General features: G+C 51.8%; 23 protein-coding genes and 1 pseudogene. 2 read left to right on the plus strand and 22 right to left on the minus strand.

Annotated features, from left to right (window positions below; genetic code table 11):
• Positions 1–15: 15 nt before the first annotated feature.
• The 16 genes from MJA45_RS14325 to MJA45_RS14400 all read right to left on the minus strand — a co-directional run bounded on the left by MJA45_RS14325 (position 16) and on the right by MJA45_RS14400 (position 15,817).
• Positions 16–1,734 (minus strand): DUF4091 domain-containing protein, encoded by a 1,719-nt coding sequence (locus MJA45_RS14325; RefSeq protein WP_315602598.1) that lies wholly within the window; start codon positions 1,732–1,734, stop codon positions 16–18.
• A 21-nt stretch (positions 1,735–1,755) separates the two neighbouring features.
• Positions 1,756–3,474, minus strand: coding sequence for a DUF4091 domain-containing protein (locus tag MJA45_RS14330; RefSeq protein ID WP_315602599.1), 1,719 nt, complete (start codon positions 3,472–3,474; stop codon positions 1,756–1,758).
• 32 nt (positions 3,475–3,506) lie between these two features.
• A complete protein-coding gene (locus MJA45_RS14335; RefSeq protein WP_315602600.1) occupies positions 3,507–4,175 on the minus strand; it encodes a hypothetical protein in 669 nt (222 codons plus the stop codon).
• Positions 4,176–4,201: 26 nt separating this feature from the next.
• On the minus strand, positions 4,202–4,756 hold the full coding sequence (locus MJA45_RS14340) for a HupE/UreJ family protein (protein ID WP_315602601.1): 555 nt from the start codon (positions 4,754–4,756) through the stop codon (positions 4,202–4,204).
• Between the two features lie 49 nt (positions 4,757–4,805).
• Positions 4,806–5,690, minus strand: a complete 885-nt coding sequence (locus MJA45_RS14345) for a ComEC/Rec2 family competence protein (RefSeq protein ID WP_315602602.1) — start codon at positions 5,688–5,690, stop codon at positions 4,806–4,808.
• A 109-nt stretch (positions 5,691–5,799) separates the two neighbouring features.
• Positions 5,800–6,471, minus strand: a complete 672-nt coding sequence (locus MJA45_RS14350; RefSeq protein ID WP_315602603.1) for an RraA family protein — start codon at positions 6,469–6,471, stop codon at positions 5,800–5,802.
• 13 nt (positions 6,472–6,484) lie between these two features.
• Positions 6,485–7,504, minus strand: coding sequence for a Gfo/Idh/MocA family protein (locus MJA45_RS14355; protein WP_315602604.1), 1,020 nt, complete (start codon positions 7,502–7,504; stop codon positions 6,485–6,487).
• 17 nt (positions 7,505–7,521) lie between these two features.
• Positions 7,522–7,902 carry a RidA family protein gene (locus MJA45_RS14360; protein ID WP_315602605.1) on the minus strand — a complete coding sequence of 127 codons (381 nt, stop codon included), beginning with the start codon at positions 7,900–7,902 and terminating at the stop codon, positions 7,522–7,524.
• A gap of 20 nt (positions 7,903–7,922) precedes the next feature.
• On the minus strand, positions 7,923–8,672 hold the full coding sequence (locus MJA45_RS14365) for a creatininase family protein (protein WP_315602606.1): 750 nt from the start codon (positions 8,670–8,672) through the stop codon (positions 7,923–7,925).
• A gap of 10 nt (positions 8,673–8,682) precedes the next feature.
• Positions 8,683–9,444 (minus strand): amidohydrolase family protein, encoded by a 762-nt coding sequence (locus tag MJA45_RS14370; protein WP_315602607.1) that lies wholly within the window; start codon positions 9,442–9,444, stop codon positions 8,683–8,685.
• Between the two features lies 1 nt (position 9,445).
• Positions 9,446–10,183, minus strand: coding sequence for an amidohydrolase family protein (locus tag MJA45_RS14375; RefSeq protein WP_315602608.1), 738 nt, complete (start codon positions 10,181–10,183; stop codon positions 9,446–9,448).
• A 13-nt stretch (positions 10,184–10,196) separates the two neighbouring features.
• Positions 10,197–11,306 carry a mandelate racemase/muconate lactonizing enzyme family protein gene (locus MJA45_RS14380; protein ID WP_315602609.1) on the minus strand — a complete coding sequence of 370 codons (1,110 nt, stop codon included), beginning with the start codon at positions 11,304–11,306 and terminating at the stop codon, positions 10,197–10,199.
• Between the two features lie 38 nt (positions 11,307–11,344).
• Positions 11,345–12,190, minus strand: a complete 846-nt coding sequence (locus MJA45_RS14385; protein WP_407083160.1) for an amidohydrolase family protein — start codon at positions 12,188–12,190, stop codon at positions 11,345–11,347.
• A 31-nt stretch (positions 12,191–12,221) separates the two neighbouring features.
• Positions 12,222–13,097, minus strand: a complete 876-nt coding sequence (locus MJA45_RS14390; RefSeq protein ID WP_315602611.1) for a carbohydrate ABC transporter permease — start codon at positions 13,095–13,097, stop codon at positions 12,222–12,224.
• A gap of 16 nt (positions 13,098–13,113) precedes the next feature.
• Positions 13,114–14,019, minus strand: coding sequence for an ABC transporter permease (locus tag MJA45_RS14395; protein WP_315602612.1), 906 nt, complete (start codon positions 14,017–14,019; stop codon positions 13,114–13,116).
• An 82-nt stretch (positions 14,020–14,101) separates the two neighbouring features.
• Positions 14,102–15,817: an extracellular solute-binding protein gene (locus MJA45_RS14400; protein ID WP_315602613.1), complete on the minus strand. Its 1,716-nt coding sequence runs from the start codon at positions 15,815–15,817 to the stop codon at positions 14,102–14,104.
• 282 nt (positions 15,818–16,099) lie between these two features.
• Between MJA45_RS14400 and MJA45_RS14405 the strand changes: the two genes are divergently transcribed.
• Both MJA45_RS14405 and MJA45_RS14410 read left to right on the plus strand, forming a co-directional pair.
• The gene (locus tag MJA45_RS14405; protein ID WP_315602614.1) at positions 16,100–16,897 is read left to right on the plus strand and encodes an IclR family transcriptional regulator; all 798 of its coding nucleotides are present in this window, start codon (positions 16,100–16,102) and stop codon (positions 16,895–16,897) included.
• A 172-nt stretch (positions 16,898–17,069) separates the two neighbouring features.
• Entirely contained in the window at positions 17,070–17,894 is an 825-nt protein-coding gene (locus MJA45_RS14410) for a M55 family metallopeptidase (protein WP_315602615.1), read from the plus strand.
• Here MJA45_RS14410 and MJA45_RS14415 read toward each other — a convergent pair.
• The 6 genes and pseudogenes from MJA45_RS14415 to MJA45_RS14435 form a co-directional block, all read right to left on the minus strand.
• Complete coding sequence (locus MJA45_RS14415; RefSeq protein ID WP_315602616.1) at positions 17,891–18,433, minus strand: CYTH domain-containing protein; 543 nt, start codon at positions 18,431–18,433, stop codon at positions 17,891–17,893. The genes MJA45_RS14410 and MJA45_RS14415 overlap by 4 nt on opposite strands.
• Positions 18,430–18,942 carry a GNAT family N-acetyltransferase gene (locus MJA45_RS14420; RefSeq protein ID WP_315608025.1) on the minus strand — a complete coding sequence of 171 codons (513 nt, stop codon included), beginning with the start codon at positions 18,940–18,942 and terminating at the stop codon, positions 18,430–18,432. The genes MJA45_RS14415 and MJA45_RS14420 overlap by 4 nt, the downstream gene beginning before the upstream one ends.
• 175 nt (positions 18,943–19,117) lie before the next feature.
• Positions 19,118–19,450 carry a hypothetical protein gene (locus tag MJA45_RS28650; RefSeq protein WP_407083161.1) on the minus strand — a complete coding sequence of 111 codons (333 nt, stop codon included), beginning with the start codon at positions 19,448–19,450 and terminating at the stop codon, positions 19,118–19,120.
• A 102-nt stretch (positions 19,451–19,552) separates the two neighbouring features.
• Positions 19,553–20,419, minus strand: a pseudogene (locus MJA45_RS14425) (P-loop domain-containing protein); the annotation flags it as partial.
• An 854-nt stretch (positions 20,420–21,273) separates the two neighbouring features.
• The gene (locus MJA45_RS14430) at positions 21,274–21,783 is read right to left on the minus strand and encodes an isochorismatase family protein (protein ID WP_315602617.1); all 510 of its coding nucleotides are present in this window, start codon (positions 21,781–21,783) and stop codon (positions 21,274–21,276) included.
• A gap of 52 nt (positions 21,784–21,835) precedes the next feature.
• A complete protein-coding gene (locus tag MJA45_RS14435; RefSeq protein WP_315602618.1) occupies positions 21,836–22,282 on the minus strand; it encodes a hypothetical protein in 447 nt (148 codons plus the stop codon).
• Positions 22,283–22,535 lie beyond the last annotated feature (253 nt).

The raw sequence follows: 22,535 nt of genomic DNA on the forward strand, positions 1-22,535 counted from the left end.
CCACTTTTAGTAATGCTAGGTCAAAAGCTTCTGCATAGCCGTTTGCAGCCACTCCTCGGTCTTCGGGAACTCTCCATACGTCGTGATCGATTGCAGCCATTCTTCCTCCGGATTGACGCCTAGCGTTTGGAACAGCCCATAATCCTGCATCGCTTCTGCGAAGATTTCCCAGCGGATGGAATCAATCGGCCCGTTCGGTCCTGGATAGACGACGAAGCCGTCTCCGTATGGTGCCTTGCCCCCTGACGAACCGTCCGTATACGGATCGATCATCACCTGGGTTTCCGGATCGAAGCCGTCGTGAAGCTCATACCAGTAATTGAAGCCCCAGTGCAGGAAGCCGAGGGTCCGCAGCTTGTAGAAAAGAATCCCCTGCATCCGGACCTTGATCAGCGGCGTATCGAAGAAGCGGTTGATGTAAGGTCCCTGGGGGCTCATACAGTAATACACCCAATGCGGGATTCCTTTCTGAAGATAGTTCGTGGCGCCGGCCGCCTGCGGTACCGGATAATCCGTAAGTCCCGGAGCCGCATATTTATCGCTAAAGACGGCGTCCATCACCTTGATGGAGGGATCGATCTGTTCCAGCAGCTTGCGGGCGCGCCGGTAGCTTTCGATCGCCTCGGGAACATCAAGCGGCTCGTCACAAATGTGAAAAAGAGACTGCTCGATGATGTTCTCTTCCACAAGGAACTGCTTGAAGGCGGGAAGAAACTGCTTCATATAATTCGCGAACACTTCCCCGGTCGCATCCAGATCCGGAGGGAACAACAGCTCCATGCGTCCTTCCCGTTCCGTATAGATCCGGGTCGGAGTTCCGGCGGAGACTGCTTTTTCCGTGTAATGGCTGTAAGCCCAGAAATGGGTCCATTCGAAATATTCGAAGCCCAGCTCCTTGCACATATGTACGAACTTGCGGATAAGGGTCCAGTCAAATTCATATTGACCGGGCTCGGTTTCCTTCACGCGAAGCAGCTGCGGGGGCCGTTTCATGATTTCGCGCCGGATGTTAAGGATAGGGACATAGATCACATTGGAGCCATGCTCGACCATGTTCTTCAAATACAGACGCAGCATGTCGAAGCATTCGTCACTGAACGGCTCCATCTTGTACCAGTCGTAGATACAGTCCGGGTTCCACCAGTGAGTGACGGGGAAATTTTTCTTCGGCTGCAGGACAGGTTCGCGCACATCCACCAAGGCGGTCAGGACTACGTCTTCGTCCACTCCTTCTCCGGTAAGCTTGATTCGCAGCTCGTGCTTGCCCGGGACGGTCTCCTCCGGCACCCGCAGACTGATCCAGAACGACTGGTTCACGAACGGACGGATAAGGGCTCTTGCCTCCGGATACAGGGGATCCGGCACAAGACCCGGGATCATCCCGAAGCCGTCCAGCTCCTCCTCGGCCGTATCGTGCGTAATGTACCCTTGCGGAACGTAACCGACCCGCCGGACTTGCGCTTCTATCCCACCGGCACTTTCGACTTCACAGGTAACCCAAACGTGCTGGGCTCTGTGATTCTTCACGCATGCCTGAAACGAAAGCCTGGCATTGCGCGCGGTTAGGAGCTCAATGGAATCACCTCCTTCTGCACTCGAGAGCGGATAGACTCGTTTCAGCGAGCTTTGCAGCCAGAAGGCAAGATGGGCATCCTCGCGCACGAGCCCGTACCGGCTTTTCGCTCCAAAGGGAATCACTTTCGGTTGGCTTTCCTTAGCAGTCGACAAGTTCAATCCTTTCCACTCCTTTAGTCATCATTTGATAAGCTGCTTCATCGTGTCCAGGAACCATTTCTCCGACTTAGGGAAATCGGCATACGACTGGATCGGCTTCAACAATTCGTCATCCGGGTTTATTCCAAGCGTCTGCAAGAGCGCATAATCCTGCATGGCTTCGGCAAACACTTCCCAACGGATCGAGTCGATCGGCCCCTCGGGACCGGGGTACACGACAAACGGGTCCCCATAGGGAGCTTTGCCGCCGGCGGAACCATCCGCAAACGGATCCAGCATCTTTTGACACTCCTGGTCATACATGCTGGTCAAGTGATACCAATAATTGAAGCCCCAATGCAGAAAGCCCAAAGTTCCCAGCTTGTAGAAAATGAGCCCCTGCATTCGGATTTTGGTCAGAATCGTATCGAAAAAGCGGTTAATATATGGACCCTGAGGACTGAGGCAGTAGTACACCCAGTGGGGAATCCCTTTCTCTAAATAACGGCACGCGCCTGGCGCCTGCGGAACCGGATAATCCACCAAACCCAGAGTGGTGTACACGTCATGATAGAGGGCATCCATTACCTTGATGGTCGGATCGATTTTCTCCAGCATCTTACGGGCCCGACCGTAGCTTTCGATTGCCTCGGGGTATTCCGGCGGTTCATCGCAAATATGAAACAGGGAGTGGTCCAGGATGCCTTCTTCGAGCAGAAACTCTTTCATGGCCGGCAGAAACTGCTGCATATAGGCTTGGAAAACGTCCCCCGTCGCATCAAGGTCTTCCGGAAACAAAAGCTCCATCCTGCCCTCGCGCTCCGTATAGATTCGCGTAGGCGTTCCGGCCGGCATCGGCTTGTCGACCAGATTGCCGTATGTCCAGAAGTGGGTCCATTCGAAAAGCTCAAAGCCGATTTCTTTGGCCATGTGCACAAATCTTCGCACACGGCTGAAATCAAACTCGTACTTTCCGGGCCCCTGAGCCTTTACGATCAATAATTGAGGCGGCCGGTCCGTAAGCTCTCGCCGAATATTTAAGATAGGAACATAAATGACGTTGCTGCCGTGCTCATACATGTTCTTCAAGTAAGGCCTCAGTCGGTCGAAAAACTCGTCGCCGAACGGCTCGACCTTATACCAATCGTAAAGACAATCGGCGTTCCACCAATGGGTGACGTGAAAATGCTGCCGCGGCTTCAGCACTACGTCTTTTACATTGACAACGGCGTTCAAGGTCACGTCTTCCGCTAATCCTTCACAGATTAAGCGGACCCGAATCGTATGCATGCCCGGCCCGGCTTGCTCCGAAACGTGTAGAGTAATCCAGAAGGCCTGATTGGCGAATGGCCCGACTAGAGCTTGCGGCTCGGGAAAGAGCGGATCCGGAACAAGCCCCGGGACATGACCTAGTCCATCCCGTTCGGACTCTGCTGTATCATGCGTGATGTACGCCTGCGGGACATAACCAACCCGGCGTACCTGCGGCACAATGCCGTCATCCCCTTCCACCTCGCAACCGACCGAGATCGGCTGGCCTCTGTGGTTTCGAACGCAGGCTTGAAAGGAAAGTCTGGCTTTGCGGGGCGAGACGAGCTCGATCTCCGCTCCCCCCGCAGGCTCAGAAAGCGGGTAAACCCGTTGGAGCGAGTTTTGAAGCCAGAAGGCGAGATGCGCATCCTTTCGTACGATACCGTAACGGCTATTGGCATCCAGTGGAATTTTCCTTGGTCCTTTTTCTTCCAAATGCCCTGTGTTCACCCCTTCACCTCCTTATGTGAGATCGTTTATGGTTAACGCATCAATTGTTTGTGCCCGGCTAACCGAATAAACCAGGCTCCCGCAGCCAGTACGAATACCGATGCTGCAATCCAGAGGAAAGCCCGATTTCCCGATTCCCGCTCCGAATGTCCTCCCTGCGCCTCACCGGAGATCCCGTTAATCGTTCCTTGGAGCACGCTGCTGCCTTTCGAGAAAATTTTATCTTTGCTGGTGCCCGAAGCTTTCACGGCGGCAAAGTTTTTATGATCGTTATCAAACTCGTTGAAATAGAGGCGATAATCGACTTCATAGCTGCGGACAGGCTGATCGAATGTGTATCGGTAAGCAAACCGGATTAAAGACTGTTCGTTTCGTTTCACCTCCGATGCGCCCGTCAGCTCCGGCTTTCCTTGTATGCCGTCAGCGCTGACCGTAATGTGATCGGCCATAAATTCCTGAATCATCGTCGTATTGTCCCATTCCTTCTTATCGACCGTACCATTCCCGTCTTGATCAATAGGCAAATAGGCAAGGAGCTGATCATGATCGAGGAGCAGCTCATAGTCAATCGTCCGGCCGCTGATCGAAATCTCCGAATAGCCTGCGGTCCCGAAGGAATGGGCGTATAGGGAAGGCGGCATCGCGTACAGGAGCAGCAGGACAGCCAACAGGAGGAAAGCGGCAAGGAATCGGCTATACACACGAAGAGCTCCTTTCATTCGGCAGATTAGAAGATCGTACGCTCTACAAGCCAGACCAGACCGAAAATTCCTGTTACCAAAGCCAGTGCATGCTTGAACCATTCTTTTCGGGTCGTTTGCCTAAGCAAATAGTGCAGCACCGGAAGGATGATCAGGAGAACCGCCAGCTGGCCGATTTCCACGCCTAAGTTGAAGGAAAACAGAGCAAGCGCGAAATTTGAGGAAGTGAAGCCTTGCAGCACCCCGGCGAAGCCAAACCCATGAATAAGCCCGAACGGCAAGGTAAGACGCCATCGGCCGGCGAGGGCTGGACGAAACAGGCTCTCTAACGAGACAACTACGATGCTCAGCGCGATAAGAGGCTCGATGATAGAGGATGGCAGCGAAACAAGATCCAGGGAAGCCAGTGCCAAGGTTAGGCTATGCCCGATCGTAAACGCAGTAAGAATTTGGATATAATGCGCCGGCTTCCCCGTCCCGATCATCACGGCAAGCAGAAACAGGAGATGATCATATCCCGTCCAGATATGCTCCACTCCCAGATTCACGTAATCCCAGAAGCTGCTCCACTCCACCCTCATCCACTCCCTCTTCCTTGTCCGGGCTGCATCCCTTTCCCTCGTCTCCGGCTCAACCTACAATCTTTTCTTCCTGGTCTTCCCCGTTCTCCGTAACCACTTCAATCTGCTTTCCATCCGACACCAGCATAATGTTCCCGTGAATGCCGACGTGATAAGGCTTCACTCCAAGTGATCTATACCGGGCGAGAATTTCAGCCGTAACCGGATTGTTACGGTGAAAGCTGACGATTGCCACTTGCGGATTAACCGACCGGATGTAGGCGACCGAGCTGGAGGACGTGCTTCCGTGGTGCGGGGCATGCATGACATCGGCTTGTAAATAGGCTCCATATTTCTCGATAAGCAGCTGTTCCCGTTCTTCGTAAATATCGGTTGAAAAAAGAAACGAGTTGTTCTTATAAGTCACCTTATAGACCATGGAATGGTTATTGAGGATCGAATCGTACCGGTATTCAAGCTCGGAAAGCTTAAACTCCTTCTCCGGGCTCAGCACTTCAATCGAGACATCCGCCCCTAGTGAGAACTTTTCTCCCTCACCGACAACATGACGGGAAATCTGCTTGCGGGCCAGCACCTCTTCGGCGTCCCGGTACGCATCCGAATATAAATTCTCAAGCGAAACGTTAATCGTGTAGAGTTTCTTAACATGCTTCTCCTCGAGAATGCGGGCCATCCCCCCAACATGATCACCGTGAGGGTGAGTCAGCAGAACGAGATCAATCGTTTCCACTCCAAGCCGTTCCAAATATTCGAGTACCTGGTCTGCCGTATGCGACACCCCCGAATCGATAAGCATCGTCTTCCCGTCAGGCGAGCGAACCAGGATGCAGTCTCCGGTCGGGTATTCCCAGCGCATGCACAAATAGCGAACCGTAAAAAGCCCTTCCTCCCGCCTACGGTCAAAAATATGGCTATCGTTCCGGATCAAGCCCATATCTACCACCTCCCGCAAAATAGAGAGAGCCGCAGTGTACCCTCAAACTAAAGATCCCTTTCTGTCTTTAGGAGGAATTGTACCGTGGCTCTTGATGTCCGGCTTTGTATTAAAGAACTCCGTACTTCTCGTAAACGTCCCGCAGCAGCTTTCCTTCAAGCAGCTCCCGGCGGGTGTTGTTCTCGCGTTCCACCTTTTCCACCGCCCGCTCTACGGTATCGTAAACGACCGCGGCCGGGATAACCGCAACCCCGTCGCTGTCCGCGAAGACCAGATCGCCCGGCTGCACGAGGATGTCTCCGACTTCTACCGGGCAATCGTAGTCGATGACAAGTCCGCGGCCGCGCGAATCCACTGGTTTGAACCCCGTGCAGAATACCGGGAAACCGAGCTCCTTGATTTTCTTCGTATCCCGGATGAGACCGTCCACGATGGCACCCCGGCCGCCGCGCATATGAGTGGCGGTCGAGAGAAGCTCGCCCCAAATCCCGTTATTCTTGGATTGGTTCGTACAAACGACCGCGACTTCGCCCGGCTTGATGCTGTCCATGGCGCTAATCTCGGTGTCATACGGTTTCTCATGCACGTGATACACATCGGCAGCCAGGATGGTCTTGGCTCTGCCCACGATGACCGTATCGTCTACGATAGGCCGCAGCCGTTCGTTCATCGCCTGATTCCGGTAACCGAGTTCATCGAGCGTATCGCAAATCACTCCTGTATAAAGCTTCTGACTCATAAGCTCGAAGAGCTCCTCGTCTGTCATTAGAGCCTTGCCCATGCGGTTCCCTCCTTCAACATTTGGCATCGGATCGTGATAAGTGCGCTTGGACTCCCTGCTCCATGGCCTTCGTGAGAAGCAAGCTTTGAAGCCCCTCCTCGGTTCCCGGAACGCATGGCTCGTCACGTCGAATGCTCACAATAAATTTTGACAGCTGAATGCGGAAGCACGAAGCCGCCCAGTCTTCCTCCAGACGAACGGTCTCGGTCTTCGTTCCCGTGCGCAGGCTCACGTATTGTTCAAACCGATCGAATACCGCGAGACCGAGCGGGCCGGCAACTTCAAATTCCCCTTTGGGAAAATGGGGCAGAAACCAGCCGATCTCCACCTTGGCCATATCCCCGTTCTCGAAACGAATGACGGAGACGTCGTAATTGGAGGTGGGAAACTCCGGTCTTGTTTTCAAGCCGTACGATTCCACGCTTGCCACCTTCGATTCCGCCAAAAAATGCAGGAAATCGGCCACATGAGCCCCGTCATGCACCGACGGAGAGCCGTGCTGCATGGTTCGGAATAGGCGTTCGTAATGCTCGGGATGGCCTTCCGGATCCCACACCTCATCAAAAATGCCCAGCCGGAATACAAGAGGCGCGCCCAGCCGGCCTTCCCGGATCCACGAACGCAGCGATTCCAGAAGGGGACCGTGACGGTACGTAAAGCCTACCTGCACCCTTTTCCCCGTCTCCCGTTCCGTTTCCTGGACCAGCCTCGCTGTGTCCCCGTCGACCGCCATCGGCTTCTCGCACAAGACGTGCTTGCCGGCCCGCAAGGCTTCCATCGTGATGAGCGGCGTCACCCAGGGCGGTGTCGCAACAATAACCGCATCGATATCATTCCTTGCGAGCAGGTCCTTATAATCCTTCTCCACCGATGCCATCGGGTATTGGGCAGCCACCGTTTCCGCACGCGAAGGGTCGGCATCGCATACGGCAAGCAGCATGGCATCGGGATGGGCGTGAATGGTCGGGATATGCCGGCTAACCGCGATATCTCCGCATCCGATCACACCCATACGAATCGGCCGATCCAGCATGACCGTGTCCTCCTTGTCTAGTCTCCTTTAATGGCCGTGCATTCCACTTCCACAAGGAAGCCGTTCAACTGGCATGCGACAACCGTTCGGGCCGGAAAGCTTCCTTCGAAATACTGCCCGAACACTTCGTTGAACCCGCTCCAATCGCCGATGTCGCTCAAGTAGACGGTAGCCCGAACGATATCATCCATCGTGAACCCGTTGTCTTCCAGCAAATGCTTAATATTTTTCATGGTCATGTGAGTCTGATCCGTGATGTTATCGCCGACCAGTTGCTTCTCCCGGTCGAACGGGCCGAAGCCTGACAAATACAAGTGACTGCCGCGAAGCACGGCAGACGAATAGTTGCCGAACGGCGTATGGACGCGTGGTGATTCCAGAATTTGTTTAGAACTCATGGGTGGAACCTCCTCTTGGCTTAAAGTTGATCGGAAAAGGCTAGAAGCTTGTCGGAGATCGCGGAAAAAAGCCGTTCCCCCTTCTCCTCAGACGCGAGCGTCGGCCGGCCGAACACCCCGGACGCCGTCAGCTCCCGGAAGTTGAACACCCTGGCTGCGGGGCCGCCATGCAGCATATCCTGCCGGAACAACGGGCTGTCCGGTTGACGGCCGTCATCCTGAATGCGATCCTTTCGGACCTTGTCTCCATCCAAAAAAAGATACAAAGACGTCTCCAGCTCACAGGCGTGACCCAGGCCGCCAAGTCCCGATTCCCGAATGCTTTCAATTTTCTCCCTCGCGATCGTCCAATAGTCCGATGCTATGACAGCAACCTTATCATGCTCATTCTTCAGTTCTTGCAGCACGATCGAAAGAGGACTCCGGTTGCCGCCGTGACCGTTAAGCAGCCAAATGCGCTCGGCTCCCATGCCGATGAACGACTTGCAGACCGATACGAGCATTTGAATATAGACCTGGTGATGCAGCGACAAGGTGCCCCCGAACGAGAGATGGTGCGGGGAATGGCCGAGCCACACGGTAGGCGCGAGCAGCAGCGTATCCGGCTTCCGGAGTTCCACCTCTTCCGCCAGCTTCGTCACGAGCCGCGTGTCGGTATCAACCGGAAGATGGGGGCCATGCTGCTCCATCGCCCCGGTGGGGATGAGCACGATCGTCCGGCTGTAATCCACTTCCTTCAATTCCATCCAGGTCATCTGTTGATAAATCATGGCGGAGCACCTACCCCTTCGAGCGAGTCTCGAATTTGGCCAAGAGCTGACTGGCGTTGCGGTACAAAATCTTCTCCTTCCAATCATCGGAGATCGGCAGATGATCGATCTGCTGAATGCGCTCCTTCGTATCCCGTTTCGAGGCAAGGGGGTAATCGGAGCCCCATACGATGCGTTCGCCGCTCATTCGTTTCGCAATTTCCGTCATGCCCCAATGCGGACAGCCGCAGAAGCAGAGCCACATATTGTCGTATTGCAAAGCGGAAAGCATCGACTCGCGCCATAGATCGTTCAAACCGCTATGGCCCATCACCACCGTCAGCTCGGGGTTGCGTCTCGCCACCTCGGCGATCTGGAACGGTTCCGTATAAGGCGGAGTTCCGTCGTGGAAGAAAAACAAGGTCTTGCGGGCGTTCGCCTCCGCCGCCACTTCCATGAAGCAATCCTCCAGCGGGCTGAACGCTTGCAGCCAAGGATGGAACTTGATGCCGATCATGCCTTGGGACAGGCAGCGGTCCATCTCGCGTACGGCCGGTTCCACGAGCCGCGGGCTAAACGTGCCGACCCCGGCAAAACGGTCCGGGCGCTTCGCGATGACGTCGAGTATGCGGTCGTTGTCTTCTTCCCAGTTGCTGAAAAAGCCGTCAAGCGGAAGCAGCAGGCTTTTCTCAATCCCGTTGCTGTCCATCTCCTCCAGAACGGTATCCATGCGTGACGCTTCTTTATAGAAGTAAAGCCCCCCGGAGTAATGGGTATGAAAGTCGATCACCATGTCAGCGGCCTCCCCTGCTCAGCAGCTTCTTCATATTGTCATAGCCGATCATACGGCGCTGCTCCTCGGTAATCTCCAGATCCAGGAGCTTGCCCGTTTCATGCTGAATGGACAAATAGGGAGAGTCCGTCGAGAAAATAACGCGTTCGGCTCCGAACAGCTCAATCGCATTCTCAATCGAAGTCAGCATGTTGTAGGCGGTATCGATGTAGATATTGCCCGATTTCTGTACGGAAGGAACCGCATCGATCCAGAAGTCCGGGAAGCCAAAATGTCCTTGTATGAATACGCCTTCCGGGTATAGATCGGCCACATAGGAAAGTGCCATGGGAAGGGAAGAAACCGGCGTCCCTGTGGCTATGTAGATCGGCAGTCCGTAGGAGACGGCCTTCTCAATGACCGGAAGGATGAAGGGGTCCGTCAGCTGGTAGCCCTGGTATACCGGATGCAGCTTCAGGCCGCTCATCCCGCTCTTGGCGCAGCGCTCCAGCTCGTCCAGAGCTTGGTCGCCAAACCAGGGATTTACGGTACAGAAGGCGGCGAACCGGTCCGGGTGTTTCTCCGTCAACCGGCGGACGTAGTCGTTGCCTTCCCGGTTATGAACCGCAATCGCTTGATCCCACGGCACGATGACCGCCGTCTCAATCGCATAGCGGTCCATCTGCTCCAGCAGCTCCTCCTCCTCCATTCCGTTCATCAATCCCTTGCCCACGTGACAGTGGGCGTCTATCCATTTCATCTCTTCCCCCTCCTTATGGTTTCACTCTCAGCTTCTCTATCTGATCCCAATCCACTGTAACGCCGAGGCCGGGCTTATCGGGCACGTGCAATTCTCCATGGATAATGAGCAGCTCTTCGACGGTGACATCCTCCGCATATCCGGTAAAGCCGCGGATGTCCGAAGCATGCCGGGACAGATTCGGCATCGCGGCTGCCACATGGGCGGAGGCTGCCGCGCCGATTCTCCCCTCGGGCATGGAGCCGATGGTGCAGTCCTGCCGATACAGCCCGGCGAGCTCAAAAATTCGACGCGATTCCCGGATCCCTCCCGCTTCGGAGATATAGAGGTGAAGCATATCCGCCGCCCCGGATTCCAGGTGGCGCTTGGCGTCCTCGGCGTCCCACACGCCTTCGTCAATTAAGATTAGAGCCTCCGTGTGCTCGCGGAGCCATGCCAGATCCTTAAGCTGCTCACTGGGCAGCGGCTGCTCCACGATCTGTACGCCGTAATGGACCATTTCGTCGATCAGCCGTTTGGCATGTTTGGCACTGGTCCAGGCCATGTTGACATCGACGCGGATTCGAATGGAATCCGGAATGGCTTTGCGAATGCGTTTCAGCGTTTCCAGGTCCGTTTGCTCCTCCAGCCCGACCTTCAGCTTCAGCTCTTTGTAGCCCTCGGCCGCCTTCCGGCACGCCACCTCCACCATGGACTCTACCGTTCCCATAGAAATTCCACCGGTAAGCGGCACGGTATTTCTCAGCTTCCCGCCCAGCAGCCGATGAACAGGAAGCCCCGTCTGTTTTCCCCACAAGTCCCAAAGCGCCATCTCCACTCCCGCTTTGGCGAGAAGATGTCTCTTGGAGAATGCGCAAAACCCGTCCATGATGGTGCATCCCCGCGTAATGTCCCCTACCTCCAAGCCAACGAGCCGCGGGGCCCACCTTTCGTTTACTTCCTGGCAAAGGGCATGAGCTCCCCCGAACCAGGCGAGCGCTATTTCCCCGGCGCCATAGTCGCCGTTCTCGCTGCGAACAATGACAATCCCGTGGTTGGACGAGTGGTACTTCCCCCAGCTGTCGCTTACCGGTTCGCGAAACGGTAGATTGATGGGGATGGCCTCAACCGATACTATTTTCAAACCGTACCTCCTCCGTTCTCACCCTTTATACCGCCGCCCTATGCCAGCCCCAGCAACTCCGGCGTATTTTTATGAAGAATCTTCTCGATGACCCGGTCGGGGACATGCGGAAGCTTGGTTCCTTGGGCCAATTCGTTGATGTTCTGGAGAGCGTCGACCATCCTCTGGACGGTGAAGAAGGGAAAATCCGTACCGAACAGCAGCTTGTCTTCGATTCCGTATTCGATCGCTTCCACCAAGGCGTTGTACATTTGCCAGGGCCGGCTCGCTAGGGCGGAAATGTCGGTGAAGACGTTGGGATTTTTGCGGACCACACTGATCGTCTCCCCGATCCACGGATGGCCCATGTGCGCAATGATCATCTTCAGGTCGGGGAAGGCTCTTGCTACCGGATCGAGGTAAACGGGACGGGACTTTTCCAATGGCCCCTTATGGACGAACGACGTGCCTTGATGCCACATGATCGGCAGCTTGAGCTCCTGCGCCTTCGAATAAAGCGGAAAGCATATCGGGTCAAGCGGATGAAAGTCCTGGTAAATCGGAGCCAGCTTAAGCCCTTTCATATTCCAATCTTTGACGACTTGCTCCAGAATACGTTCCGGGCTGTCCCGGTTGGGATCGACACTCGCGAAGCCGAACAGCCTTGTCGGATCTTCCGCCGTATACTTCGCCACCCATTCGTTCGGTACATTAAAGCCCACGGCGGGGGCATCCAGGGCAAGCACAATCGCACCGGAACAGCCGGCGATCGATTGCCGATGCTCCTCGGGTGTGCTGCTCAAGGTGAACTGCTCTCCCCACGCTTTCTTGGCATCCGCCAGAAAATGGCCGGAAAGATGTTCTCTTTCCACCAGATGAGTATGACAATCGAATATAATGGGAATCGTCTCCTTTGATTCGAAATGGGGTGCAAGTTTAGCCTTTGATGGAGCCGATCAACATCCCCTTCATAAAATACTTCTGCAGGAAGGGATACACGACCATGATCGGAAATACGGTAATGACCGTCATCGCCATTTTCAAACTTTCGGGAGTTACGAAATGCATGGCCTCTTTATCCATCTGAAACTGTTCAATGGAGTTAATGGACTGAAGCGCTATGTACAAGACGTAGGAGAGAGGAAACAAGTCCGGGTTCATGGCATTGTAGTACTGGGTATCGATAAAAGCATTCCATTGGCCGATGGCTGAGAAAAGAGAAATGGCCGCTACCACCGGCGTACTTAACGGAAAGATGATCCGGAAGAATAAGTACAGATCGCTTGCCCCATCGATCAAAGCCGCTTCCTCGAGCTCCTTCGGTAAGCTTTCCACATAGGTTTTGAAGAGAATCATGTTAAACACGCTAACGGCTCCGGGTACAATGTACACCCAGAACGTATTGGTGAGCCCGAGCTTCTGAACGAGAAGATAGGAGGGAATCAGGCCGACCGAGTAATAAAGCGTCAGAACAAAGAATCGGCGAAATAAACGTATCCCGATCAAATCGTCCCGCGAGATAACATAGCCGGCCATAGAAGTGATGAAGATCATCAGCGCGGTTCCCAGAACGGATCTTGCTATCGAGATATAGATGCTGTGCAGGAGATTGGGGTTCTTAAACATGGTTATGTACGATTCGAAGGTCGGGCTTCTCGGCAGCAGCAGGAACTTTCCGCTTACCTTGGTGGCATCGCTCAAGGAATAGTTGATCAGGTGAAGGAAAGGGAACACCATAACGACAAACAGGAGAAGCATGATCAAGGTATTCAGGATATCGAACAGCCGGTCTCCAAGAGAGGGTTTATACATGAGAGATTCTCCTTCTTCAGAAAATGGATCTTTCCGTAAATTTCTTGGATAAGGCATTCACACTGAAGACGAGAAGGATACTGACGACGGTCTTGATGATTCCGACAGCGGTGGCGTAAGAGTAATCCAGCTGCTTCAACCCGAATTTGTAGATATACATATCCAGGACCTCCATCCGCTCCCAGTTGGTCGGATTGGTGAACATGAAGTACAGCTCGAAGTTGGAATTCAGCACCCATCCGCTGTTCAGAATGAGAATGACAATAAGTGTCGGCATCAGGTTGGGAATGGTTATGTTCCATATTTTCTGAATGCGGCTTGCTCCATCGATATCGGCCGCTTCGTACTGATCGGTGGGAATGGCCGATATGGAGGCCAAGAAGATGATGCTTATGTACCCGATGGATTTCCAGGCTTCCAAGGCCACAACGAGAAACCACGCATATTTGCCGTCTCCGAGAATATTGAGGCCCTGCGAGAGAATGCCCCATTTGACGAGCAGCTGGTTGAGAATGCCCGAATTCTGAGCAAGGAAGCTGTTGGCGATGGAATACGTAATGACGTAGGAGATGAAAAAGGGAAAAAAGGAAACGGTTTGGATGGTTTTCAGGAAGAACCGGATGCGGATTTCGTTGAAGAGGATGGCCAGGATCAACCCGAAAGAGAGATTGATGACGATGGACATGAGATTCATGCTGAGGGTATTGCGAAGCAGGTAGATGTAATCCTTGCTTTGAACGAAGAACATTTTGAAATTATCCCAGCCGACCCAAGGAACATCCCATATGCTCAATCCGACTTGGTACCGCTTGAACGCCATCGTCCAGCCGGCAAGCGGGATGTAATGAAAGATGAGCACCGCTATAACGGCGGGTGCCAGCATGAGATACAAATACCGTTGTTTATAGAGCTTTGCCGCCACCTTACAGCACCCCCCTTTCCGAAGATTGCCTGACAACCGGTTACCCGACCGGTTGTCAGACGTTTTGCGCAACTAGGATTTATTACTTCTTGACTTTGCTCATTTCTTCTTTGTACATATCGTTGAACTTGGCGATGACTTTATCCGGATTCAATTTGTCATATTCCTTGACCAGGTCGTTGTAGATCTGGTCGAATTCCGCTTCCCTCTTCGCCATGATGAGCTTCGGCGTGTTCTTGACACGCAGATCGACCATCTTCTGATACGTTGGAGTCAGCTCCGAGGTTGGATCCAGCTTGATGTTGCCGATGATGCCCACCTTGGCGCCTTTGCCGTTCTTCTGCCACCAGTCGATGGACGATTTCCAACCCAGCTTCTGGAATACCGCCATGGACTCAGGCGATTGAATGAGCTCATCGCGGAGCTGCGGATCGTAGGTGAACCCGTAAGGCTTGCCGTCTTTACCCGCACGCACATCTTTGCCGAAGACTTCGAACAGATTGAGTCCGATTCGGTTATCCGGATTTTTCGTTTCCGTCTTATACAGGTCCGTAGGTACGCGCTTGCCATTCTGCACGGTGAAATGCTTGCCTTCGATGCCGTCCTGCATTAGGATTTGACCTTCCTCGGAGGCAAACCAGTCCAGCAGCTCGACGATCCGTTTCGGATCTTTGGCGTTCTTCGTGATGACGGTTGAGTAGAACGGATAAATATCCAGCTCCATCATCAGGCGCGGTTCTTTGTTCTGCACTTGCCGGTTGCTCTGGATCGGCATCATGACATACTGCTGGTCCCCGCGACCCGAAGCTTTGATCTTCTTATTGTCTGCCGTACCACTGGAATACCAGGAGGTAAGCGCGCGTCCGCTGTTCATTTTCTCCCCGACCTGCGCTACCTTATCCGTAAAGCTCTCGGGATCGAGGATGCCTTCCCGGTATAGGCGGTTGAAGAACTTAAAGGAGTCGACAACATCCTGGTTTTTGAAATAGTCCAGAAACTTGTTCTCCGCACTGCTGAACAGGACGCCTTCGTTGCCGGCTACGCCTGTTGTTTTGCCGCCTTTCTCATACATAATTCCGGCGATCCCCGCCATGCCCCAGGCTTCTCCGAAGGGAGCGACCATTCCGATGGTTTTGGAGCCGTCCGGAGCGGTCGGGAAGTCTTTCATCGCCTGCTTCAGGAATTTAACCCAATCGTCTTCCGAGACGAGGCTGGGATAACCTTGCTTCGCCAGAGCATCGATTCGGGTCCAGACATCATTCCCGGTTCCAAGGGAAGTGGAATCATAGTTCCGGAATTCCCACTTGTAGAGCTTGCCGTCGGTTGATAACGCTTTCCAAAAGGGGATCTGTTCTTTCCAGCGGTTGGAGAAATTCGGCATCTGCGGAAGGTATTCGTCAAGGGGAAGAAGCGCTCCTGCCTGCTGGTATTTCTTGAAATTGATGTTCCCTTGAATCCACATGATCTCCGGGTAGTCCTTGGCCGCGAGCATCAGATTGGTTTTCTCGTCATAGTTTCCTGCATAGGGGACATATTCGATGACAATATTGAATTTATCCTTAATCACTTTTCCGATTTCCGTTTCATCGCTGCGTTTGATCTTGCCGTCCCCGCCCGGCACCATGTACTTGATGACGTATTCCGATTTAGCTGCAGAAGGCGCGTTAGATGGTGCATTGGTGCCGGCCGCGCTTGGCGAGGGTGCAACCTCCCCTGTTTTCGAACAAGCCGCTAACAAGAGAACCGGAAGACACAAGGACCATACGAACGCTTTACGTTTCCTATGTAGCAATCCCATTGCAACATCCCCTTTTACCTGTTTTCGTCCAGCGGTAACCATACTTTCCTTCCTGAACCAGCGGCAATAAAAGCCGACACCTCCTTTGTAAGTTCTTTTAGCACGATCGTTCTGTTCCATATGTTGAACATTAATATGAAGTTGTTCTAAATAAAGGATAATCCGCCGCCATACTCCTGTCAACGGGTTTTTTGTAATTGATGTTTAGATATTGTAAAATGAACGATAACGCACTATGATAAGGATTATTTCCTCAAAATATATTCAATAGGTGGAACGAAAATGAAAATGGATACCGAAATTCAGAAAGCCAAATACTCCGTCCCCGCTCTCGACAAAACGATGGTCATTTTGGACCATTTGTCGAAAAACAGTAAGGGAGTAAGCTTGTCGGATCTTAGCAGCGAGCTAGGTCTTCCCAAAACCAGTGTTTTTAATATTATGCAGACGTTGGAAGCTTATAATTGGGTGCGCAAGGATAGCAGCGGCTTGTTTCAGCTTGGACTAAAGCTTTATAGTTTGGGGATGTCTTCGCTGCGGAACATAAACATCAAAGATTCTTTCGTTCCTTATTTGGAACAACTGCGGGATGACACTCATTTCACCGTTCATCTCTGTGCTTACGAGAAAGGCGAAACCGTCTGCCTGGAGAAAATCGAAGGCCCCGGTACCATCCGGTTCCTCTCCTACGTGGGAGAACGGAAGCTGATGAACACGACCTCCGTCGGAAAAGCAATAGCAGCGTATTTACCGGAGAATGAGCTTCAAGTGGTTTTCTCCAAAGGATTCAACAACCTGACCCCCAACTCCATTACTAATGAACGGGAGTTCAGGGAGCATCTCGTTCAGATCCGCCAATTCGGATATGCGGTGGACGATGAGGAGGGCGAGATCGGGGTTCGCTGCTTGGGTGCGCCCATCTTCATGGAAGACGGGCTAATGTTCGGCGCGGTGAGCGTATCGACACTGAAAAGCAACCTGCCCGTTCAGAAGTTCCAGGAATACGGCCAGCTGCTCATGCAGGTTGCAGAGAAGCTCTCCCGCAGCCTCGGTTACGCCGGTTCCTATCCCAAGCCATAAGAAGAGAGGTCGTTCCAAAAGTCATCATCGATGACCGGGACGGCCTTCTTGAGCTAAGCTTACTTTTTTACGATAATCGATAACCCGCTTAGCTGCGTTCCAATATTTTCACTAGAGGTTCGTTATTTTTCTAAAAATAGGCGTGAATTCTAGGACGAGAGGATGAGGGAGCATGAAGATCTACATCATGACGGACATGGAAGGCGTCAGCGGAGTTATTAATAATAAGGATTGGTGTGAGCCTGGCGGGAGTTATTACGAGGAAGGCAAAGAGCTTCTGACCCAGGAGGTCAATGCGGCCGTGGAAGGATTTTATGCTGCAGGCGCGACGGAAATCCACGTGGTCGACGGTCATGGCTGGGGAGGGGTCAATCATCTTTTACTTGACCCCCGCGTTTCGTACATAAGGTACTTTCTTCCTAAGCCCTATCCGTTTTATCTGGATAGCACCTATTCGGCTATCGCTTGGGTCGGGCAGCATGCCAAAGCGGGAACGGACTATGCCCACCTGCCGCATACGGGGTCCTATGACGTGCTCGACTGTACGATTAATGGTCTATCGGTAGGAGAATTCGGCAAAGTCGCCCTTTGTGCTGCCGCTCTGGGGATCCCGTCGATATTCGGCTCCGGTGACGAAGCGTTTGTAGAGGAGGCGAGGAAGCTGACCGGCGGAATCGAAACCGTCAGCGTGAAGCAGGGAAAAGTCCCCGGATCAGGAGACGAATGCGAAACCGACGCTTACCGCAGCCGCAACCTCTCTGCCATCCATCTCCACCCTGCCGTGGCGAGGGCACGTATCCGAGAAGGAGCAGAGAAGGCGCTGGCCCGCTTCCTGCGCGATCCCGAATCCTTTCCTCTGCTGAAACTGGCTCCCCCCTACCGGATGATCACCCGTTACCGCAAGCAAGGGGATTCGCCCGCCCGCACCTTGGCAGCCGACCATCCCTCCGATCTCATTGAGTTGATGAACGAGCCGGGTAGACCGGTTGATTGCTAAAAGATGTCACTGCGATTATCCCTTCCCGAGAGAAGATCCTCATTAGAGCCTTCTATCTTTTCTAGAAGATAAGGCTGAAACGGCTGCAAAAGTCGATCCACCTCTTCGGCTCCCGATGAAACCAGGCTTTCCAGAAGCTCCATTTCGAAAATGAGGCCAATTCCCTCCACGCTGTCCAGGTGAAAGATCGCGTGACCTTTGGTCCATACCTCCCTAACCTTTGTAATCAGGACAGGTTGACCATAGAGAGTGTCAAACATGGAGACAATTGAAGGATCGTTCAACTCAAAATAATCAAATTCGATCTCTACTTCTCGATCCCGCCTGCTATAGATGTACACCATAAAAGGCTTGTCCTCTTCTTTTCTTACCTTGATCCGTTTGGAGTAGGTCCCGGTGAGAGGATCAGGAACCTTGTAAATCCGATCGGTCTGCTGCTTTTTCGTAACATATCGAGCTTGTTGGTCTTGGAGGACTTTTCGAATTTCTTGGAAATCCTCACAGCGGTATTTTGCCTCCCGTCGAAGAGAGATAATCATATTAAACCTCCTTTAGGAGAATAACCTGTCACGATTTTTTCCATATTGCATCTCCAGATCATATGATCCATCCCGGCTCCCCAATAATCAGGTAGGAGATAGGCCGGCTCTCCGAGCTTCTTCGTCCATAGCTGCTGCGCCCTTGGATACCCGCTGTCGAGACAAAATTCGGAAACCCCTTTCCCTTGCAAGTGCAGCAAAATGGCATTAAGAAGAAGAGTTCCGACTCCCTGTCCCTGATAGCCGGGATGAACGAACACCGTCCCCACCTCGGTCACCTGGTCCATGGCCCCTTGGGTAAGGTCATGAATAAGCCTGCTGGAAGGCCCAGCCTCCACCGTTCCGATGATCCGGTCAGCATGGAGAGCCAAATAAAAATGCCTCTCTCTCCCATCCGTTTCCAGGTCCAATCGAATGGCTCTTCGCTTGGCTTCGATTTCTTGCTGCCGCTCATCCGTTAAATGGGCGATTCCTTCCTTGTCAAAGGTATCCGTGATCACGAGCTCCATCAAATGATCCAGTTCGTTTAGATCCTGGTAAGCGGGTCTTCTTATCTCTACAGTAGCCGGCAGGTTGGTTCCCTCCTTTTTGCTTTTCTTGAATCACGGACACGGCCCTGCTCTATATCAGGCAGGGCCTCTACAACCCGTCTCCTAATGGGATAAACGTATAATTATGTCGTAATTAGAGGTGTTCAGAGGGCTCAGACTGAATGAAATTCAAATGTTTCATTCGGTTTAGGACAGATAATACCTCATTAATTCTTGGTAATTCAAGCCATCTTTCGAAACCGGGAAAAAAGGAAGAAAATACAATGTCCACCCCTTCCTTCTCCATATCATCAAGAACTTTTTTGATCTTATCATGAAGGAAGATGAGGCGATCCTGATTGCTTACAGCGATTTTTCGAAGTAAAAAGGCAATAGCGGCAAGCTGGGCGTGCGATGTGATATTGTAAAGCCCTCGGAAATCAATTTGTTCATCACCTATCATCAGGTATCCCATGGATGAGACCATCAGCTTTTCTGTCCCACTACCCTTTGGATAGCTCGAAAAGTGATCGGCGGTTATTTTTCTTTCTATCTCCCACTTGGTAAAGGGGACCCGTTCGCGTGGTTTGTCGTGTTTACATAACTGTTTTGCTTCCTCGGTTACGTTTTTGGGCACAAAATTGTCCATCAGGATGATTTGATCGGCAACGGATAAAAATTCACCGCTGCCTCCAATAACAAGAACGGAAGATACGCCAACTGCCTCATAAAGCTCCCTGACACGTTCCGTAAAAGGGGTAATGGGTTCATGCTTGATTAAGGAACGCATTTTGATGTCTTGGATCATAAAATTCGTGGCACTTCTGTCTTAATCTATAAGAAGAAGTTTACACCCGATGTTGATGGCTTCCATAATATTTGCGGCTTGTGAGGTGGAACCGGAGGCGTAGTCCGTCGAGAACTGTTCAGCCGAACCATGGGGTATCCATTTTATGAAAGGCGTAATATTGATATTTTTGATGGAACGGCCTTCCTCCGCCGATATTTCCATGGCACTTTGTTCGGTAACCACAAATTCTCGTCCATCGCCCAGGATATGATTGTAAATCCCTGAATTAAGTGCGTCCAGCAAGGTGCTTTTCCCCGAATAACCACCGCCGGTGATGACCGTCACTCCCTGTTTGATCCCCATTCCGCGCAAACCACAAATTTCAACTTCAACATCTTCCGGGGATGTAAAAGGCAAGGCACCCTCCAGCGGCCCGCTGTTGTCTTTATTTCTTGGCAAAATGCTGCCATTCGCAATAAACGCACAATAATCACTGGATTTCAGCCATTCTCGAATCCTATTTTGTTTATCTGCCAATTCATAGGCAGCCTGCATTTGGATGAGATCGAACTCGGCAATAAGCTTTTCTACCGCTTTTGGAAGCATTTTGCAGAGCATGCGCATCGCTTTATCATTATTCTGGAAGGGGAGCTGAACCGTAATCATCAAGCATAAATAGCAGTTGTCCGGCAGGACTTCGACAAAAGAGGCATTACGGTGCAGAACCGCATTCGTTGGACGAAAGCAATAAAAAGCACCGTTTTCTTTATCGGGACGTGAGCGGTTATAGATGGATTCATTTAATGCCTCGATATGAGGAACCCATTCCCTTAGGGCAAAATCGGAGAGAACCACCGGATCCCTATTTTCATCTAAGCCTAGTCGGTCAAATGGGATTTTTATGGTGATACATGGTTTATCCAGGGTGAGTTTATGGGTCCGGTCAATGCAATAGGCAACATCATGGTTCCAATAGGTTGGGTCTTCGTAAATTATACCGTAAGAGGACTGGTTGGATTGTAAGGAGCGAAAATATTGAGCGAGTCTTTTAATAAAGCATCATCCTTTCTTATTAGCAAAGCGGTGAATAACGGGAAACGATGCCGAAGTTAAAACGATACCTCAAGAAGGGGGCCCCTTATCCTTTGGAACAAGGTGACGACGAAACGGGTCCTCCCCTAATCTCCAGGCAGGAGCCTGTTCAAACATAATATCTATTCCCCCTAATGGAGTGGTTGCCTTGACCGACTTTTTGTCCTAAAAAAAATGACAGCCACTCTGGGAGTGGCTGTCATAGACCAGTTAGGAAGCTTAAGCGCTCCTTCTGCCTAAATATAAAAGCCCTGAGAGTGAATCCTACCCTCAGAGCCTAATGAATTCGTAGAAAAATAACTAAAAAGCACCATGAGGATAAAACGTATATTTTTTTGTTTTCATTGTCCTCACCTCGTTACGATTTATTTTTACATCACAAACATATCATTAAGATCGTCCACTATAAAGGGAAAGATTAATTATAATTAACTCAACCCCTGGCAGGCTTTCGCCATAAATTCGATAGCCGAATAGGACACCACCTGCCGGTCCCGATAAACCGAGCGCACGGCATCCGGGTCTTGGCTTAGAAATCCTTTCTGGAGAATGGCGACCGGAAACCCCCGTTCCGCGGCGCCATTGGTCGTGAAGGTGACGCAGTATTCCGCGGAGAAGCCCGCCGTCACCACGAATTTCACGCCGCGGTCGCGAAGAAGCTGCTCCAGATTCGTTTGCCAGAAAGCGTTGGAGTATTCTTTCTCCACCCGAAGATCGTCCGGTTCCACGGCAATCTGTGGAATAATGTTCCGGACTTCCGGATTGAGATCGTGCTGACGGCCCTCCATATCTTGAATGTGAACCACGGGATGGCCTGTCTTGCGCAGGATATTCGAAACATAGTTGATATACTCGCACGCTGACTCTATCTGGCGCTTGTCTACGGAATCATCGAGGAACAGCTTCTGCATGTCGATGATCAAGAATGCGATTTTCATGATCGGCCTCCTTATCCTAATATCCTATTGTCGCCACTCGCCTACTTCTCTATTAATAGCGACTGAGAATGATCTTTAGCTTGGTCTTTAAAAGATCCTCCAGTTCCTTTATGTGTTCGTAGATTATAGCGGTTTCCGACGGGTTTAGAATTTCAATACAATATTTGCTGAATCCGGCTGGCCAGGTATATCCCAATTCATTCAAGGATAGGTTTGCCTTGCAGCAAGGCAGGATGGTCATCAAGTTACGGAACTTGGTCAGGTAAGCTTTATTCATTTCCTCTTGCCACCAATTGGGATCTATCTCCTTTGAGCAAACGGGACAGACAATTTGTTCAAAATTGCTCCCCTGGTCGATAAATTCAATCTCTTCGAAGCGGTTTACTTCAATGGTCTCCTTAAAAAGCGTCTTTAGTAGGGAGACGGCTTGGTCCGTATCCTCCAAACGAGGAACAAAGGTTTCATCGATTGGAATTAATTTCACGATAGATTGCGTCATGTTTATTCTTCCTTTGGGTCATGAACATACTGATCTTAGGGATCCGTGTTTGCTTCCGATCGTCGGTACTTTAATCTTACTATTAATCGGACCTACGCTCAACGGAAGGAAGATGTCTCCCTCAACCAAATTCAAATAATTAAAAATACAACCGCTGAAGGGAAAATTTCGTCCCTTTTCTTCTACGAATCTTTCTCATACTTAGACCAGGGAGGTGACGGACAGCAAGCCAACATTCTTAAGCAATCTATGG

The organism is Paenibacillus aurantius (genome assembly GCF_032268605.1).
Taxonomy (GTDB): Bacteria; Bacillota; Bacilli; order Paenibacillales; family NBRC-103111; genus Paenibacillus_AO; species Paenibacillus_AO aurantius.

Coding starts and splice junctions, on each gene's coding strand:
- MJA45_RS14415 (WP_315602616.1), bottom strand. CDS start 18,433: ATGATTATCTCTCTTCGACGGGAGGCAAAATACCGCTGTGAGGATTTC.
- MJA45_RS14360 (WP_315602605.1), bottom strand. CDS start 7,902: ATGAGTTCTAAACAAATTCTGGAATCACCACGCGTCCATACGCCGTTC.
- MJA45_RS14405 (WP_315602614.1), top strand. CDS start 16,100: ATGAAAATGGATACCGAAATTCAGAAAGCCAAATACTCCGTCCCCGCT.
- MJA45_RS14370 (WP_315602607.1), bottom strand. CDS start 9,444: ATGGTGATCGACTTTCATACCCATTACTCCGGGGGGCTTTACTTCTAT.
- MJA45_RS14355 (WP_315602604.1), bottom strand. CDS start 7,504: ATGCTGGATCGGCCGATTCGTATGGGTGTGATCGGATGCGGAGATATC.
- MJA45_RS14435 (WP_315602618.1), bottom strand. CDS start 22,282: ATGACGCAATCTATCGTGAAATTAATTCCAATCGATGAAACCTTTGTT.
- MJA45_RS14340 (WP_315602601.1), bottom strand. CDS start 4,756: ATGAGGGTGGAGTGGAGCAGCTTCTGGGATTACGTGAATCTGGGAGTG.
- MJA45_RS14430 (WP_315602617.1), bottom strand. CDS start 21,783: ATGAAAATCGCATTCTTGATCATCGACATGCAGAAGCTGTTCCTCGAT.
- MJA45_RS14350 (WP_315602603.1), bottom strand. CDS start 6,471: ATGGGCAAGGCTCTAATGACAGACGAGGAGCTCTTCGAGCTTATGAGT.
- MJA45_RS14365 (WP_315602606.1), bottom strand. CDS start 8,672: ATGATTTATCAACAGATGACCTGGATGGAATTGAAGGAAGTGGATTAC.
- MJA45_RS14345 (WP_315602602.1), bottom strand. CDS start 5,690: ATGGGCTTGATCCGGAACGATAGCCATATTTTTGACCGTAGGCGGGAG.
- MJA45_RS14375 (WP_315602608.1), bottom strand. CDS start 10,183: ATGAAATGGATAGACGCCCACTGTCACGTGGGCAAGGGATTGATGAAC.
- MJA45_RS14410 (WP_315602615.1), top strand. CDS start 17,070: ATGAAGATCTACATCATGACGGACATGGAAGGCGTCAGCGGAGTTATT.
- MJA45_RS14420 (WP_315608025.1), bottom strand. CDS start 18,942: ATGGAGCTCGTGATCACGGATACCTTTGACAAGGAAGGAATCGCCCAT.
- MJA45_RS14400 (WP_315602613.1), bottom strand. CDS start 15,817: ATGGGATTGCTACATAGGAAACGTAAAGCGTTCGTATGGTCCTTGTGT.
- MJA45_RS14390 (WP_315602611.1), bottom strand. CDS start 13,097: ATGTATAAACCCTCTCTTGGAGACCGGCTGTTCGATATCCTGAATACC.
- MJA45_RS28650 (WP_407083161.1), bottom strand. CDS start 19,450: ATGGTCTCATCCATGGGATACCTGATGATAGGTGATGAACAAATTGAT.